15 protein-coding genes are annotated in these 17,434 nt (G+C 42.5%); 5 read left to right on the plus strand and 10 right to left on the minus strand.

The window, feature by feature from the left end:
• Positions 1–60: 60 nt before the first annotated feature.
• From LP316_RS15705 to LP316_RS15715, 3 genes are all read left to right on the plus strand, one after another.
• The gene (locus tag LP316_RS15705; RefSeq protein WP_193022045.1) at positions 61–387 is read left to right on the plus strand and encodes a hypothetical protein; all 327 of its coding nucleotides are present in this window, start codon (positions 61–63) and stop codon (positions 385–387) included.
• Between the two features lie 27 nt (positions 388–414).
• Positions 415–2,103: a DUF342 domain-containing protein gene (locus LP316_RS15710; protein ID WP_193022046.1), complete on the plus strand. Its 1,689-nt coding sequence runs from the start codon at positions 415–417 to the stop codon at positions 2,101–2,103.
• Between the two features lie 93 nt (positions 2,104–2,196).
• Positions 2,197–2,979, plus strand: coding sequence for a DUF2884 family protein (locus LP316_RS15715; RefSeq protein ID WP_226960764.1), 783 nt, complete (start codon positions 2,197–2,199; stop codon positions 2,977–2,979).
• A 364-nt stretch (positions 2,980–3,343) separates the two neighbouring features.
• Here LP316_RS15715 and LP316_RS15720 read toward each other — a convergent pair whose 3' ends face one another.
• Complete coding sequence (locus LP316_RS15720; RefSeq protein WP_193022047.1) at positions 3,344–5,545, minus strand: M3 family metallopeptidase; 2,202 nt, start codon at positions 5,543–5,545, stop codon at positions 3,344–3,346.
• A gap of 175 nt (positions 5,546–5,720) precedes the next feature.
• Between LP316_RS15720 and LP316_RS15725 the strand changes: the two genes are divergently transcribed.
• Positions 5,721–6,674, plus strand: a complete 954-nt coding sequence (locus LP316_RS15725; protein WP_193022048.1) for a D-2-hydroxyacid dehydrogenase — start codon at positions 5,721–5,723, stop codon at positions 6,672–6,674.
• Between the two features lie 327 nt (positions 6,675–7,001).
• Here LP316_RS15725 and LP316_RS15730 read toward each other — a convergent pair whose 3' ends face one another.
• Positions 7,002–8,339 carry an NAD(P)/FAD-dependent oxidoreductase gene (locus tag LP316_RS15730; RefSeq protein WP_193022049.1) on the minus strand — a complete coding sequence of 446 codons (1,338 nt, stop codon included), beginning with the start codon at positions 8,337–8,339 and terminating at the stop codon, positions 7,002–7,004.
• 120 nt (positions 8,340–8,459) lie between these two features.
• On the opposite strand from LP316_RS15730, the gene LP316_RS15735 reads away from it, so the two are divergent.
• Entirely contained in the window at positions 8,460–8,999 is a 540-nt protein-coding gene (locus LP316_RS15735) for a GNAT family N-acetyltransferase (protein ID WP_193023926.1), read from the plus strand.
• 141 nt (positions 9,000–9,140) lie between these two features.
• Here the strand turns inward: LP316_RS15735 and thrC are convergent, their stop codons facing one another.
• The 8 genes from thrC to LP316_RS15775 form a co-directional block, all read right to left on the minus strand.
• Positions 9,141–10,418, minus strand: a complete 1,278-nt coding sequence (gene thrC, locus LP316_RS15740) for a threonine synthase (protein ID WP_193022050.1) — start codon at positions 10,416–10,418, stop codon at positions 9,141–9,143.
• Between the two features lie 10 nt (positions 10,419–10,428).
• Positions 10,429–11,373: a homoserine kinase gene (gene thrB / locus LP316_RS15745; RefSeq protein WP_193022051.1), complete on the minus strand. Its 945-nt coding sequence runs from the start codon at positions 11,371–11,373 to the stop codon at positions 10,429–10,431.
• Positions 11,373–13,835: a bifunctional aspartate kinase/homoserine dehydrogenase I gene (gene thrA / locus LP316_RS15750; protein ID WP_193022052.1), complete on the minus strand. Its 2,463-nt coding sequence runs from the start codon at positions 13,833–13,835 to the stop codon at positions 11,373–11,375. The genes thrB and thrA overlap by 1 nt, the downstream gene beginning before the upstream one ends.
• 249 nt (positions 13,836–14,084) lie before the next feature.
• Positions 14,085–15,032, minus strand: a complete 948-nt coding sequence (locus LP316_RS15755; protein ID WP_193022053.1) for a GGDEF domain-containing protein — start codon at positions 15,030–15,032, stop codon at positions 14,085–14,087.
• Complete coding sequence (locus LP316_RS15760; protein WP_193022054.1) at positions 15,032–15,640, minus strand: chemotaxis protein; 609 nt, start codon at positions 15,638–15,640, stop codon at positions 15,032–15,034. The genes LP316_RS15755 and LP316_RS15760 overlap by 1 nt, the downstream gene beginning before the upstream one ends.
• Entirely contained in the window at positions 15,637–16,002 is a 366-nt protein-coding gene (locus LP316_RS15765) for a response regulator (RefSeq protein ID WP_193022055.1), read from the minus strand. The genes LP316_RS15760 and LP316_RS15765 overlap by 4 nt, the downstream gene beginning before the upstream one ends.
• Positions 16,003–16,318: 316 nt before the next feature.
• Positions 16,319–17,011, minus strand: a complete 693-nt coding sequence (locus LP316_RS15770) for a M48 family metallopeptidase (RefSeq protein WP_193022056.1) — start codon at positions 17,009–17,011, stop codon at positions 16,319–16,321.
• 9 nt (positions 17,012–17,020) lie between these two features.
• Positions 17,021–17,335 (minus strand): YebG family protein, encoded by a 315-nt coding sequence (locus LP316_RS15775; protein ID WP_193022057.1) that lies wholly within the window; start codon positions 17,333–17,335, stop codon positions 17,021–17,023.
• Between the last annotated feature and the right edge of the window lie 99 nt (positions 17,336–17,434).

The following is a 17,434-nucleotide window of genomic DNA, read 5'->3' on the forward strand; positions in this document are numbered from 1 at the left end:
CAAACCGAGCTTTATTCAAATGTTAACCACGGCTAAAAAGAACTATCTTGGAGCACTATTTTGTTAGATAAAAACTTTATCACGAGTGGTCGAAATACCATTATTCACAAAATCAGAAAAATTGATTTAATTATTGTAAACGGCGCTCACCAACCGGTTATTGTTACTTATAATGGTTTAGCGCCATATAACGGTGTGATCCCTAGAAAAAAATCAGAAGCCAAAAAAGCCTATCAAGAAGTTATTGATTTAACGTCTATTGATATTTTCGGGGAAGAAAAGAAACTTGTTTTCGTGCAAGCGCTCGACAATAAAGAGTACAAAATTGATTACACCAAGGAAGATACACCTGTTTTTATAAAGATCCATCAAGAAAACTATATCTAAAATGCTAGGTCGGTAGAGGCTAAGTAAATGACCACAGCGAGTTTAGTCAGTAATAATAAAAATAATATAGATTTAGTACTAACTCCGGAAAAATCGAGCACACCCGTATCTGAGCTTGATATTTATGATCTCATCGAAAGTTCTGAATACGGAGATTTACACGTAGTCAGCAATAACGTCAAGAACGCGATTGCTGAGATGAATGACGTCTTAAAGTCACTGCCTGACAATCAAACTGGTCGAGAAATTCGCTATGAAGTACTCGTTAGAATTGACGCTTCTGCGACCGCCAAAATTGAAAGTGATGAAATGCAGGCAAGCGTTGAAATCACCACAGCGCAAGGTGGCGCGCACCTTTCAGCTAAAGCTATCTTAAATGCAGCTCAAGAACAGGGGGTTGTCAAAGGTTTTATCAAAGAGCAACTAATCTCGTTAGCACAAACCGCGGCAAGAGCCGAACCTGGTACCCAAGTCAGTAAAATTGTCGCCAAAGGCAAATTGCCACAAAACGGCAGAGATACCCAAATAAAAATGCTCGTTGAGAGTGCTCAATCGCGTATTTTAAGACCACAAGCGCGTGCCGACGGCTCTGTCGATATGCGTAATCTTGGCGATATTATTTGTGTAAAAGCTGGCGACCCTTTAGCCCAACGCATTCCTTTCACCTTAGGGGTAAAAGGCTACACCGTAACGGGTAAAGATCTTGAGCCAACACCTGGTGAAGATTGTCAACTAGAGGTAGGTGAAGGCACCGTACTTAGCCCGAAAAATCAAAACGTTTTAATTTCTACACTGGTTGGCTTACCTAAAATTATTAACAACGGTATGACCGTGGAAAAGGTCTACACCGTCAACAACGTTGATATTGGCTCTGGTCATATCAAATTTGAAGGCAACGTCATTATCGAAGGCGATGTTAAAGAAAGTATGAAAGTTATCGCTTCAGGCGATATCACTGTTGGTGGCTTTGTTGAGTCAGCGATGTTGGAGTCAGGTGGCGATATCATTATCAAAAAAGGTATTATTGGTAAAAAACAGGAAGTTGAAACCAATAACGTCGACAATTTGAAAATGTCAGCCTTTGTTAATGCCAAAGGGTCTATTCACGCAACCTATTGCCAATACGGCGAATTAATCGCTGGCACCGATATCACCATTGAAAACCAATTAATGCACAGTATTGTTAGCCTCAACGGCAAACTATGGGTAGGTCAAGAGGATAAGTTAAACGGCAAGTTAATCGCCGGCCATATAAGTGCAGGTACATCAATCCACGCCGGTAGTATAGGCGCATCAGCCGGTAGTAACACCTTCATCACTTTCGCTAATCAAATTGAAAAATACAAACATCGAATTGAGCAAATTGATGTAAAAATTAAAGACGAAAATGAGAAAACACAAGAGCTCAAAAACGCCACCGAAAAATTGCGTAAACTACCAAAAGAGCGAGCCGATAAAGAAGTGTTGGCTAAAGTAGTTAAAGCGTATCAGTTCCACTCCAGTACGCTAGGTGACTTATATTATGATCGAGAGCGCGCCGAGCAAGCTCTGCAACGATTTATTGAAAGCGTATACGTAGAAGGCAGAGAGCGAATTTATCACGGCGTTGAAGTGCGTATTGGCGATTTTGTTGAGCGTAGCCGAAGAGAGTATGGTCCGAGTAAAATGTTATACCGCGAGCGCAAGGTGATTATTGATCCAATCGTAAATAACTAGCACTTTACCTCATTTTTCTATAAACCTCCTGTTGTCAATTCCGCTATTTTGCTATGGTGCAATAAAAATATCGGTAATATTTCGGTGATATTAATGAATATAATTCGCAGCTGCGCTCTCGCCTTACCTCTAGTTGCTACCTCAGCAGTAGCTGGGCACTGCTCTGTTAATTTTAACTACGGGGTTATCATTGATCCACGTCATATTCGGACGATAGATAAAGGCATTACCAATGTTCAAATCACCAACAATAGCCAACTGTTTATTCACGGCCGAGAAATTTCATTAACCGATCAACAAAAAGACGTCTTGGCTCATTACAGCCTAGGCATTCGAGAGCACGTGCCTGCGATAGTTTCTATCGCTATTGACGGTGTTGATATCGGCTTAAAAGCAGTCAACAAACTCGTCGGTGGTTTAACTGGAGAAAACAGTGAATCACATCAAAAGCTCCAAGAAAACTTTGATGAATTACACTGGCGTATGCGCCGTCGCTTCAATCATTCTGATGATAGCTATTTCGTTGCCCCGCAAGACTTTAATGATTTTGATGAGATCTTCGCCGGCGACTTTGAAAAAGAGATCAAAGAAATTGTAGCCTCTTCTGTCGGAACAATTTTATTGGCTGTAGGCAAAGCCATGACAGCACAAGAAGAAGGCGAAATGGAAGATAGAATGGCCAATTTCGACCAACACCTGTCTGAACTTGGTCAAGAAATTGAGCTAGATATCAATGAAAAAACCAAAGTAATTGAAACTAAGGCTAGCGAATTTTGTAATAAGCTTATTGATCTGGATGAGAGTGAAACCAAACTTCAACAAGCGATTCCTGAGCTCTTACCTTATAACTTAATTTCTACTGACAACCGCCATTAAAAGAGTAAAGGTAAACGTTGTATTTACCTCTTGAGATGAGTTAACAAGATACCCGACTGCTCGGGTATGACTCATGTTACTGCTCGGGTATGACTCATGTTACTGCTCGGGTATGACTCATGTTACCGCTCGGGTATGACTCATGTTACTGCTCGGGTATGACTCATGTTACTGCTCGGGTATGACTCATGTTGCTACTCGGGTTTGACTCATGTTGCTACTCGGGTATGACTCATGTTACTGCTCGGGTATGACTCATGTTCGTCATTCCGGCGGTGTTTTAGGCCGGAATCTCTAGGCTTGTAGCCCATAGGTAAAAAAGGAGCATCAAGCTCCTTTTTCATTGTTTCACCTAGTGACTAAACTATTGTTTAGGTACCGGGAAACCGCGATCTCGCATTAATGCATCTACTTTAGCATCTCGCCCCCTAAAGGCGCGATAAGCTTCTGCAGGGTCAACGGCGTTGCGAACACTAAATAAATGCTCAACAAGCTTGCCGGCTACTTCTTTATCATAAAACCCACCTGGTGCTTCAGCAAACGCTTCAGCAGCATCCGACGTTAACACCTCGGCCCACATATAACCATAATAAGCGGCTGAATAGCCCTCTCCTGAGAATACATGACCAAAATGTGGCGTTCTGTGACGCATCACAATAGAGTCTGGCATATTCATCGCTTTTAAGGTATCGCGTTCAAATGCATCTGGATCAATGTTAGTTGGATCTGTTGTATGGAGCTTCATATCGATCAGAGCAGATGCTAGGTATTCTGTCGTTTTGAAACCTTCATTAAACGTTGCCGCTTCTTTGATTTTAGCGACTAACGCATCAGGGATTGGCTCGCCTGTTTTGTAATGTACTAAATAGTTGTCAATCACTTCGTCAGTGGTTAACCAACGCTCGAGTAACTGTGATTGAAATTCCGTGTAGTCACGCACACCACCGTTAAGTGTTGGGTAAGCAACATTTGACGCTAAGAAGTGCAAAGCGTGGCCAAATTCGTGGAAATAGGTTTCAGCATCATCCCATGAAATCAATGTTGGTTCGCCATCAGCGCCTTTAACAAAGTTTGAGTTGTTTGATGACAACACGTTCGTTTTACCATCAAAGGTGGTGAAGCTGCGGTAAGTTGTCGCCCATGCACCTGAGCGCTTACCTGTACGCGAGAACGGATCTAAATACCACAAACCAATGTGCTCACCAGACGTTTTATCGGTCACTTCCCATACTTTCACATCTTCGTGGAAAACAGGTACAGAACCTTCGGCAACCGGCTTAAAGCTAAAGTTAAACAGGCGTCCCGCAACATAGAACATGGCTTCACGCAGTTTGTCTAATTGTAAGTACTGCTTCACTTCATCTGAATCTAAGTCGTATTTTTGTTTGCGCACTTTTTCGGCGTAGTAGCGGTAATCCCACGGCTCAATTTTTTCAATACCGTGTAGCGCTTTGCCAAGCGCCAACATATCAGCAACTTCTTCATCAACACGCGCGATAGCTGCTGGCCACACTTGCTCCATCAGCTTCATCGCATTTTCAGGCGTTTTTGCCATGCGATCTTCTAAGCGCCAAGAAGCATAGTTTTTATATCCTAATAAACCAACGCGCTCGTGACGCAATTTCAAGATTTCTTTGATGATCTCATTGTTATCAAACTCATCACCGTTATCACCGCGGTTGTAGTAGGTTTCCCATACTTTTTGGCGCAACTTGCGATCGTCAGAGTAGGTTAAGAAAGGATCCATTGATGAACGCGTATTAGTAATTGCATACTTACCTTTTTCACCACGTGTTTGAGCTGCACCTGCCGCGGCCTTGATCACAGATTCAGGTAATCCGGCTAATTGGCTATCATCTAAAAACAATACGTAGTTTTCTTCATCGGCTAATACGTTATTTGAAAACTGGGTGTGTAATTGCGCCAAACGCTGATTAATGTCAGCGTAACGCTTTTTATCTTCGGCGTTTAATGTTGCACCATTTTGAGCAAAAGAATTGTACGTTAGCCAGGTTACGCGCTGTTGATCTTTGCGTAAAGTTTTGAATTCATCGCCTTTGTATACCGTTGAAATACGATCAAACAGTTTCTCATTTTGAGTGATTTTAGAGAAAAAAGCCGACAGCTTCGGGCTCATTTCTTTTTGAATTTCACGAAACTCAGGGCTAGAAACATTAGCGCTCCAAATACCCCAGTAGGTAAAAATGCGATCGAGTGCCTGACCTGAACGCTCCATTTCAACAATGGTATTTTCAAAGGTAGCTGGCGCTGAGTTATTGGCAATAGCATCAATTTCAGCTAATTGCATTGCCATCGCTTCTTCTAGCGCAGGCACTAAACCTTTTAATTCGACTTTATCAAAAGCGGGTACGCCTTGATATGGCCCAGTCCACTTTGCCAGTAACAAGTCTTTTGCCGCTTGCACATCCGCCGGTAAGCTCGATGCACTGGTTTGTTTTGTTTGTTCAACTGATTGCTCAACAGTTTCCGTTTTAGTTGTGCTCTCACCACAGGCAACCAATGCGCCTGATAGGATCATCGCACTAAAAAGCTTGTTAAATTTCATAAAATTCACTTTTAATTGTTATTGTTAAACGATGTGTTTTGTTATCCATACCACCTTACACAAGCAGTCAGATTTTGGTCAATCGAAAAGTTGTAAAAAGCTATGACTGGCAGACTTTACAAGTTTAATGAACCGAGCGACACTTACAGCATCATTTATTCGCCCGTGAAGTTTAATGCGCGCCGTATTTTTAGATAGCCAAACTTTTCATCCAACCATCACGTTCGAGGCAATTGAACAGGTTGTTGATACGCTCACTTATTACCCGTTAACCCAACCAGATGAAATTATTGAACGCGCTAAAGATGCGCAGATAATCATCACCAACAAAGTGATATTAACCGAGTCAATACTGAGTAAGTTGCCTGAGCTAAAACTGATTTGTATTAGTGCAACAGGTACGAATAATGTTGATCTAGTCGCCGCACGCCGATTAGGTATTACCGTGACAAATGTTAGCGGCTATGCCAAACAAGCCGTTAGCCAGTACGTTATGGCACAACTATTAAATTATTACTGCCGCTTAGCGTCACACAACCAAGTGACAACCAATCAAACATGGCAACAAAGCCCGACCTTTTGTGTTCACGGTCAAGGTATGACAGAGCTTAGTGGTAAAACCTTCGGTATTTTAGGTTACGGTAGCTTAGGTCAAGCCGTTGCAAGGCTTGCTCACGCTTTTGGTATGCAAGTGTTAGTTGCCGAGCGGCCAAACGCATCGGTGCTCAGAGCCGATAGAGTGAGTTTTGAGGATATGTTATCGAGATCAGATATTGTTAGCTTACACTGTCCACAAACATCAGAGACAACAGGACTTTTTAATCAAACGGTATTTGAACAAATGAAACCTAACGCCGTCCTGATTAATACAGCGCGAGGCGGAATCGTCAATAGTCTTGATTTAGCACAAGCACTAAAATCAAATACCATTGCTCATGCGATTGTCGATGTCTTGGAGCAAGAGCCGCCGCCATCTGATCATCCGCTACTTGATAATCGCCTTAAAAATATAACCATTACCGCCCATATGGCGTGGGCAAGTTTCGAGGCTCAACAACGATTATTAACCTTATTGGCAAAGAACATTGCAGACTACCAGCAAGGTATTGCAACTAACGTAGTCAATTAAAACGGTAAAGCTTGAAGGTTGAAACTCGAGAAGGCAATAGAAAGCGTCATTCCCGTATTGTTTTAGTCGGGAATCTCAGAGATAGCAGGCGATAAAGCTTGAAAGCTAAAAGGCGAGAAAGCAAAAGAATGCGTCATTCCCGTAGTGTTTTAGTCGGGAATCTCAGAGGTATCAGGCTATAAAGCTTGAAGGCTGGAATGCGATAACGCGAGAGAAGTCGTCATACCCGTAGTGTTTTAGTCGGGAATCTCAGAGATAGAAAAAAGTAAAGCTCTAAGGCTATAAAGTATTAAAACGTTAAAGCCTTATCGCGTTACAGCCTTTTCTCTACAAATACGTATCTTTAAATTGGCCGTAATGAAAATAACCCCACTGCCCTACGCGACGAAATGGCGCAAACGGGAATTTCGGCAAATGCTTTTGATACAGTGGCAGATCAGGCACCACTTGCTCGGCAACTTTCTGCGCTAAACGCTTACCTGCTTGCACCGAAAACGAGACCCCTGCGCCACAATAACCCATCGAATAAAAGACGTTTTGCTGTGGGTTCTGGTAAATGTGAGGTAAGTCGTCAAGCGCCACTGAAATCCAGCCCGCCCATGCATATTGATAGTTGATATTTTGCAACGCAGGAAAGCTAGTTTTTAACACCGACAACAAACGATTAGCATAAAATGGATCTTCGGCATCTTTACCACTAATTGCGCCACGGCCACCAAATAGCAAACGATTATCTGGTAATTTGCGGTAGTAATATTTCAGCGCTCGCGTATCCATTACCACATTTGAGCTAATTAAATTACAGGCAGCTATTTGCTCGTCACTAAGTGGCTCTGTCACGATAATTTGTGATAACACCGGTAATGTTCTTCCAGCAACAAACGAGTGAAAGCCTTTTGGTGTGTAGCCATTAGTCGCAATCACCACTTTTTTAGCGCGAATGGTCGCTTTCGGTGTTTGTAATACTTGTTGAGTGTTTTCTTCTCGCCAACCTTCAACCGTTGTGCCGGAATAAATTTTAACGCCGGCTTCACGAGCAAGACGCTGATAACCCCAAGCGAGTTTTAATGGATTTAAACCAAAACCGTCTTGGTAACGAATCGCGCCATAAGCGTTTTGATCGGCCATGTAGTTGTTATGTAATTCGTCTTTCGACAAAATTTGCACATCATAACCAAACATCTCTTGCTGAAGCTTGGCTAGGTCAACCAACTCTTTCATTTTATTGGCTTTATGCGCAACTTTAATATAGCCATTAGGCTGGCGATCGCAGTCAATACCTTGGCCAATTAACGCGTTGACCGTTTCAACCCCTTGCTGCATTTCGCAGTAAATCCCACGCATCACTTCTTCGCCCCACTGCGCTTTCATTTGTGAGAACGACTTTCGGCCAGAAGTTTTTAAAATAAAACCAGCATTGCGACCACTACAACCCCATGCCGTTTGATTCGCCTCAACAACAGTAGCTTTGATCCCGTGCTCTTTTGCTAAATGTAGTGCCGTTGACAGGCCAGTATAACCCGCGCCAATAATACAAACATCAACATCAATATCTGTGGTTAATTGGCCATCATCTTGAGGTGCTTGCCCTGAAACACTAGCCCAATAACTATCTGGATAAGGTTCGTTAACACCTGGCGTGGTATGGTGGAGAGGATCGTACATAAGGTTTTGCTACTAATTACTGAAAAAACTGAGAAATAATGGCAAACTATGCCACGTTTTTCATAGATCCGCATTAAGGTTGTGAACGTGACGACTAAAAAAACAATTATTTATCGTGAGATGACAAGCGAGGACTTTGAGCAAATCATCGCGCTTGGCAATCATGTTCACGGCGATGGTTACTTAAATCAAACCAATATTAAAGAATGGTTTGAAAAGGGGATTAAAAACGGTATTAATGCCAATTTTGTCGCGTTAGACAATGACAAGCTCGTCGGCTTTCGCATTACCTACAGCGCAGGACAATGGCATATCGATCAATGGTCGACGCCGAGTCAATGGCAAGTCGAACCTAGTGACGTTAGCTACTTTAAATGCAAGACCGTCGATGAAAATTACCGCGGCTACGGTATCGGCTCAAGATTATTAAAAGACTCTATTCAGGCGCTAAAAGCCCAAGGTGCAAAAGCGGGTGTCAGTCATTTATGGATGCAAAGCCCGGGCAATAGCGCAGTAAAATACTTCACCAAATGCGGTGGTGAGCTAGTTCAAGAGCATCCTGACAAATGGCATGAAGATAGCAAAAACGGTTATGACTGTATTTTGTGTGGTTTTGACTGCCACTGCAGCGCCGCCGAGATGATCATTTATTTTAAATAATATCTAATATACTTGGGGTCAGAGTTAGCGAACTCTGACCCCAAAAATCTATCCATCGCAACTTGGTGCTGGCAAAAACAATCAGCAATAAAAAAGCAGAGCCAATTAAGCTCTGCTTTCCGAAACCTGTACTTTAGCTTACTAAGCAAGTAAAAACGCTCTTAATTGATCAAAATCAGGCGCCATATCAATTGATAAAATCTGCTCACCTGCACAATCGGCAAGTTCTTTAGGTAAGGCTAACGGGCGACCTAAAATACTCTCCACAACCTCTTTAAATTTCGCTGGATGAGCCGTGCCTAAAAACAAACCGATTTCGTCATCGGCTAATTCATTAACCATAGCTTTATAGGCAACAGCGCCATGTGGCTCACTTAAATAGCCCATTTGATTTAACGCGATCACTGCTGATTGCGTTTGCTCTTCATCAATAGTTTTTGAGCTCAGTGTCGCTCGGTCAATGATTTGTTGCTCAAGCATAAACTCAATACGAGGCCAGTTATTGGGATTAGAAACATCCATCGCGTTGGAAATGGTTGCTACTGTTTTATTTGGCGACCACTGCCCTGTTTTCAAATAGCGCGGTACAGTATCATTGGCATTAGTCGCAGCAACAAAGCGCGAAATGGGTAAACCTAAAGCTTTTGCAAGCATGGCTGCCGTTAGGTTGCCAAAGTTACCACTGGGCACTGACAGTACCACATTGCGCGTTTCACCTTGCGCTTTTAGTTGCGCTAAGGCCTCAAAGTAATAACAGATTTGCGCCAGTAATCGGCTGATATTAATTGAGTTTGCCGAATTTAAGCCAATCGCCTTAGCCAATTCTTTATCATCAAATGCTTGTTTAACCATGGCTTGGCAATCATCAAATGAGCCTTCGATGGCAATGGTACGAATATTCCCGCCCAAGGTCGTGAACATCTTTTCTTGAAGTAAGCTAATTTTGCCCTTCGGGTAAAGAATAACAACTTCGATGTTGTCTAAGCCATGAAAGGCATGAGCCACTGCCGCGCCAGTATCACCTGAGGTAGCGGTTAAAATCGTGATTTTTTCGCCATCAGTAAAACGCGACAAACACTGTGCCATAAAACGTGCACCAAAATCTTTAAAGGCAAGTGTTGGCCCATGATACAACTCTAGCGAAGACACTTTATCTGACACCTGGTTGACTTTAGCGGGAAAATTAAAGGCACTTTCAACCACTTGATAAAGCGCTTCTTTGGTTAAATCACCTTCAACAAATGGCGCTAACACTTCAACACTGCGCTCAACCAATCCCATTTCAAGTAGAGCATCGATATTATCGAGCGTTGGAATATACTCAGGAAAAAATAACCCTTGGTTTCGACCTAATCCTTGTTTCACCGCCTGCGAAAAACTGACCTGTTCAGTATTGTCTTTTAAATTATAGTATTTCAAAATCTTTCCCTTAATTGATTACGCGTGCGCCATCGAGATCTGCCTTGCAGACATGGACAAAGCCCAACGACGTTTTCAAATAGTTTTCTTTTAACCAACAAGCCAACTCATTAGCGGTTTGCTGATCGTTACAAATACAGAATAAGGTTGGCCCCGAGCCAGAAATGCCAACAGCTAATCCACCTTGTGCTAGTAAATAATCTCGCGCTTGCTCAAAGCCAGGCAATAAATGCTTGCGATAAGGTTCGGCGATAACATCTTCAAAATGGCTGAACACCTGAGCTTCGTCTTGACGATAGCAAGCATCCACAAACGACGCTAAAATTTGACCATATTCAATAACTTGAGCGCGAGAATATTGCTCAGGTAATACTTCTCGGGCGGCCTTAGTTGAAACCTCAATGCCCGGATACGCCATAATGTAGTAATGATTATCAAAGCTAGGTAGGGTCGTCGTTACTTTATCTGTGGTTGGTAGCATTAATTGCAAGCCACCTAAAAAACAAGGCGCAACGTTATCATAATGCAGGCTACCGCTAATTTGCGCCTCCATCTCACCCATCATTTTGAGTAGTTCATCGTCATTAAACGGTGCTTTGTAAAATTTGTTTAACGCCACAAGAGCTGCAACTACTGAACAAGCACTTGAGCCTAAGCCACTGCCTACAGGCATTTTTTTATCTAAGGTAAGATGCACAGCTTGTACCTTCCCCCCACCGCTAAGCAGTCTGTGGTTAAACAATTGCAAACAGTGCCAAACGATATTTTGCTCAGCATCACTTGGCAACTTACTGGCAAATTCACCAATGACACTTAACTGATTTTCTTGCGCCGACTCAATTGCCACGACATCACCGAGTAAAGTGCCATCAGCCGGCTTTACTGCTAACCCTAAAACATCAAAACCAATACTGACATTGCCGATTGATGCTGGGGCAAAAACTTCTATTTTCATTAGCTGACCTGCTCCCATGCTAATGTTCTTAATAAATCACCAAATACACCTGCCGCCGTTACAGCTGCGCCTGCGCCGTAGCCACGTAAAACAAATGGGATTGGCTGATAATAACGACTGTGAATTGCCAACGCGTTCTCACCGTCTTTAATTGCGCTTAACGGATGAGTACCATCAACCGCTTCAATTGACACCTTGCATTTACCATCAATAATATTGCCGATGTAACGCAACACCTTACCCTCAGATTTTGCTTGTGAGACTTTATTGGCGTAATACTCATCAATTTGAACTAGGTTATTCATAAATTCCGTGACACTGCCCTGCGCGTTAAAATCGCTCGGTAGTACCGGCTCAATTTCAATATCACTGAGCTCCAGCGCCATGCCGGCTTCACGTGCCAAAATAAGCAGTTTGCGCGCGACGTCCATGCCACTTAAATCATCGCGAGGATCTGGCTCTGTAAAACCGTTTTCTTTCGCGATTGCCGTAGCTTGTGAAATCGACATCCCCTCGTCTAGCTTACCAAAAATATACGATAGCGAACCTGATAAAACACCTTGAAACTGATGCAATTTGTCACCGGCGCGAAACAGGCTTTGCAATGTATCAATTACCGGCAAGCCTGCACCAACGGTTGTTTCATATAAAAAGCGACGCTTGGTGTGCTGGGCTGCTGTGCGCAATGCTTGGTAATACTGCCACGAATCAGTGTTTGCCTTTTTATTTGGCGTGACCACGTGAAAGCCTTGTTCTAAGTATTCAACATAACTCATCGCCAATGCTTCATTAGACGTACAGTCAACCAATACAGGGTTGATCAGGTGGTTTTCACGGACGAAATTTTTGATTTCTTCAACGGTTAAAGCCACGCGCTGGCTTGGTGCTTCGATAAATGCCTGCCAGTTATTCAAATCAATACCGCCGCTTTGCAGTGCCATGCCTTTTGAGTTAGCGATACCATAGACACTCAGATCGATATTTTGCTCTGCTAGTGCACCTTGCTGACGCGCAATTTGATCGATAAGTTCACTACCGACCACACCGCAGCCGACTAAAAAGACGTCGATTGATTGATGATGAGAGAAAAAGTTTTGGTGACAAACTTTAATCGCATCGGTTGCTTTGCGCTCTTCAATGACCACAGAAATACTGCGCTCTGATGAATCTTGGGCAATGGCGATAACATTGACCCGCGCTTGCGCTAATGAACTAAATAACTTGGCGGCAACGCCTTGTTGCTGCTGCATACCATCGCCAATCAGTGAGATGATTGACAGTTTTTGTTGTAATTGAATTGGCTCGAGTAAGCCATTGAACAGCTCAAGTTCAAAGGCTTGTTGTAGGCTTTTCTTAGCGCGTTTGGCATCGGCGCTATGAACACAAAAACTAATACAGTACTCGCTCGATGATTGAGAGATCATTACCGTTGAAATATTGGCTTGGCTCATCGCGGCAAAGACTCGACTCGCCATACCAACCATGCCTTTCATACCGGGGCCAGAAACATTGATCATGGTTAAATCGTCGAGGTTTGAAATCGCTTTTACCGAGTCACCTTTTGAGCGTTCATTGCCAATTAACGTACCTTTGGCGTCTGGTTTTGCCGTGTTTTTGATGTAACACTTTATATGGTGTTGAGCCAGTGGCCCGATCGTTTTTGGATGCAGTACTTTAGCGCCAAAATAAGAGAGCTCCATTGCCTCTTGATACGATAAATAATCTAACACTGTAGCCGAAGGGATAGCTCTAGGATCAGCGTTGTAAACACCGCTGACATCTGTCCAAATCTCACAAGCATCAGCTTTGGCACAAACAGCTAAAACCGCTGCCGAATAATCAGAACCATTGCGGCCAAGCGTCGTTAACTGGCCATCAGCGCTCGTGCCAATAAACCCAGGCATTAAGCCGATGCCCGACAACTCACTGTAGTGCTCAGCATACTGAGCTTTACTTTTCGCCAGATCGGCAACTGCGTTGAGCGAAGCGTTGTTAGTAAAGAGGAATTTTTCAGGCGCGATAGTACTTACTTGATATTGTTGCGCTGTTAACACCCCTTCAAGCAGTGATACGCTAACCCGCTCACCAAGACTAATAATTCTCGCATTAATATGTTCAGGGCAGTATGCCAGCAAGTGAGCCCCTTCTAAATAGCGGTCGAGCTGGCCGACTAGATCACTAACATGCGCTTTGACTTTATCGCCATCAAAACCACTTAACTGGTTTGACAATGCGTTAATGATATCGGTTGATGCTTGCTGAAACTGGCCTAATCCTTGATCGATCGCGGTTTTACTAGCAATGTTGTCGGCTAAGTAAACCAAGTGGTTGGTGATCCCTTGTGGCGCAGAAACCACCACGGCGATGGCTCCTTGCTGCGCTTTATCTGTGATAATTTTGGCGACTTCTAAAAATCGATTGGCATTTGCCAACGATGAACCACCAAATTTCAGCACTCGCATGTTATTCCCCTTCTAAAACGAAAAAGCCCGTAACTTTTGGTCACGGGCTTTATAAAAATTATTTTTTTTACGCGTCAGCCTATGACCATCTTCTCAATTGAGAGAATGGTGATCGTGGTTGTGGTAATTCGGCTATTAAATATACGCATAACTTTAAACTGCCTGAGAAAATCTCTAGAGTCAATACTTTAATTCAAATAAAAAGTTATAAGTTATGTGGTGTGTAAAAATGAAATAACGAGTGAAAATTTACACGCAAGCTATCATATTTTGATAAACGGAAACTTGGTTGCGGCCATTGTCCTTGGCTTGGTAAAGCGCTTGATCGGCTTTTGAAATCAAATCTTCATAACGATAATCTTCATCGCATAATGTTGCAATGCCGATACTAGCGGTGATATTGATCGGCGTATCTTTGTATAGGATGGATATGTCTTCTATGCGTTGACGAATTTTCTCTGCAACGTCAAGCGCACCAACAACCCCAGTTTCCGGCAAAATAACGGCGAATTCTTCACCGCCATAACGGCCAAACGTATCAGAAATACGAATTAGCTCATCAATTGATTTCGAAGTTTCAATTAAAACGGTGTCACCACATTGGTGGCCATAAGTATCATTGAGTCGTTTGAAGTGGTCTAAATCAAACATGATCAAGGCTAAATCAGCGTCATAGCGGCGTGCCCGAGAAAATTCCTGACCTAAACACTCTTCCCAATGTTTGCGGTTAAAGATTTGGGTTAAACCATCAATGCGGTTTGCCATTGCTAGCTCGTCAAGCGTCTTTCTCAGCATTGTTTGGTAATGACAAACATCTGTAACGTCTTCAATCAAAATACAAATATGATTTAATTCGCCGTTATCGGTTACTGGCGTAAATGTAATGTTCTGGGCCATGTAATGGCTGTCTGTGGTTATTGGCCGAGTATGCGGTAATTCGAATAAATGGTGGCGTTGCTCCCAAGAGCAAAACGATGGAGAGTTGAGCTGTTTAACACCTTCAAGCTTGCGTTCAAACCAACGCCTCGGTAGCTCTGGAAAAACATCATAAACAGACATTTCAAAAACATCGGCTAGCTTTTTATTGGCGTGGATCGCCATAAAATTATTCCAAAACACGATGCGATTCTCTAAATCAAGTACTAAAATACCTGAGTTGAGTTGATCTGTTACTTTTTCACAGAAACTAAAGGTCATTAGAACTCCGACAATATGCGGTCTAATACTGATTTAATATTGATAATCGCTGATTCAGGGATCAGTAATATCATGTCGCAATTAAATGAAAAGTCGGTCACGCGATAAGTAATTTTAACTTTTAATGCTAGGTCCCAACTAAACGACAAGTTCTCAACGTGTTCAACCAAAGGATTGCGCGATGCTGATAGTAAACGTGGCGCACTATAAGACATTTGATTGTCGATTTGCGAAGCAAAAACATTCAAAAACGTCGTTGTTAAGATGGAGCTAATATCGATGAGTTGCTCTTCATCACTCAGCTCGCCAGGTTCATAACCAAGTAAATCAGCTATTTGCAAAGAATCTTGCGACTGGTAGACCAATAACGCTTCGCCGCGAATACCTTCATAACCAAAAAAGCCTTGGCTAACAATCGCTGAAGCAAGTGTTTTATCATTTAACGTGATCGACAAAGAGCTGGCATCAACCTGCTCAATACTTGGCACTCTTAAATCAACAAAAGTGTCCAAATAGCGGGCAAGCTGATCACTGGCCTGCCCCATCGCAACATTGATTAACTCCTGTAGGCAATCTTGCTGGTCGTCATTTAAATTAAATGCACTCATATATATCCATGTTCTTGTAAATTCGAGGCGAGTACCTCAGCGTTTACTGGCTTCCTCAAAAACGCTTTTGCTCCTAATTGCAATACTTTACTTTGCATTTCTGGCTGGATATCAGCCGAGATAACAAATACAGCAGTATCAAGGTTTAACTTTTGAATTCCCTGCAGTACACCTACCCCATCAATATCAGGCATGGTTAAATCAAGAAACAGCACATCAACATCGTTATTTCGTAACAAAGTTAATGCTTCTCGGCCATTAGTAGCGGTTTGGATATTAACTTGCCATTGCTCAGGAAGTGAGCGAAGTACTTGTTTACGGGCAAGGTTTGAGTCATCACAAATAAGAACTGACGAGCTCATCGTGGGAAATCCTTTATGTTATTCTTGTTCTTTGTTGATAATTTAACTTATCTCACCTTATTTTTAAACAAAAAATTTACAAAGGAGAAAGCGCTATTATTTATCAATAACATAGCGCTAGCTTGAAGAAACTAAATTTAGATTATTTTCAAAACATAAAGCGAAATAATCGCTGAAGAAAGGTAAATAGCAATCATGATCACAGTATCTGTTGAGAATTTCATTACGGCACTCCAAAACGTTGAATTAAAATTATATTAACCTTCTCGTCACGAGTGATCTGTTGCTTTACTTTAACTTACGTTACAAGTTGTAATCAGGAAAAAACACTGAGTTGCTTTTGATGGGCTTTGAGCCATTGGCGGTGAGTATTGTAGTCAGGTACAAACTGACTAACTAGCTGCCAAAATGCTGTTGAATGGTTCATGTATTTAAGGTGACAAAGTTCGTGAACAATCACGTAGTCGACTAGCTTATCAGGTGTCATCGCTAATAAGGAATTAAAGGTTAGTTGGCCTTTTGAATTACAACTCCCCCACCGAGATTTATACTGGCGCACCTTGTAACCACTTGGCACTAGTTGAGTTTTGTTAACCCAATAAGGCAGACGTTCGGCTATTTTACTTTCTATTTGTTGCTGAAAGAATACTGCTAGCCGCTGTTTTACCAGCGCTGAAGCTTGCTGCTCATCTATTATTTCAGCCACTTCGACAAACAGCGTGTTTTGATGGGCAATAACCTCAGCTTTTGCTGATTTAATGTAAGCGATGGTATGCGGTTGGCCTTGATATAAAATATCAAAGCCATGTTGAAATGCTGCTTGTTTATTCACTTGTTCTAGCAAGCTTTGTTTGAGCTTTTGGCCAATCCATTGTGACTTTTCCAACAGCATGGCATCAATAGCACTTTGACTAACAAATTGCGGCGCACGCACATAAACTTGGCCAGCCTTGACAGTGATCGCCAATGTTTTGCGCCGAGCACTGCGCGCAAGTTGATAACTAAACACTAGCGCGGTTTACGCAACGTCTTTCTTATCTTCGTCGGTTACCGCTTCTTTTTTAGCAGCCTTTTTTGCCGGAACAGCTTTTGCCACCGGTTTTGGTTTTTTCGCCTGTAGCGCAATTAAGACATCTTCGCGATTAGACGCTAAAAATACACTTAATTCTTCAGCAAGACTTTCAGACAATTCAACAGGTGCTTTGGCAAACATTTCCGTTAAGTTATCGGCCATATCGAGCATTTTATCGTATTCATCTGCCGCCTTCTTATCCATAAATGTTTTTACCTCCGCATTTTGGCGAATCACTACGTAACGAGCTTCAACTGCCATTAGAAATCCTCTTGTTCAAACCGAATATTGGTTGTTGGTGGCTATCGGGCCCTCGTCCCACAAACACCAACAAACTGTATAAATCAACAGTAACACAAT

This window comes from Thalassotalea sp. LPB0316 (assembly GCF_014898095.1).
Taxonomy (GTDB): Bacteria; Pseudomonadota; Gammaproteobacteria; order Enterobacterales; family Alteromonadaceae; genus Thalassotalea_G.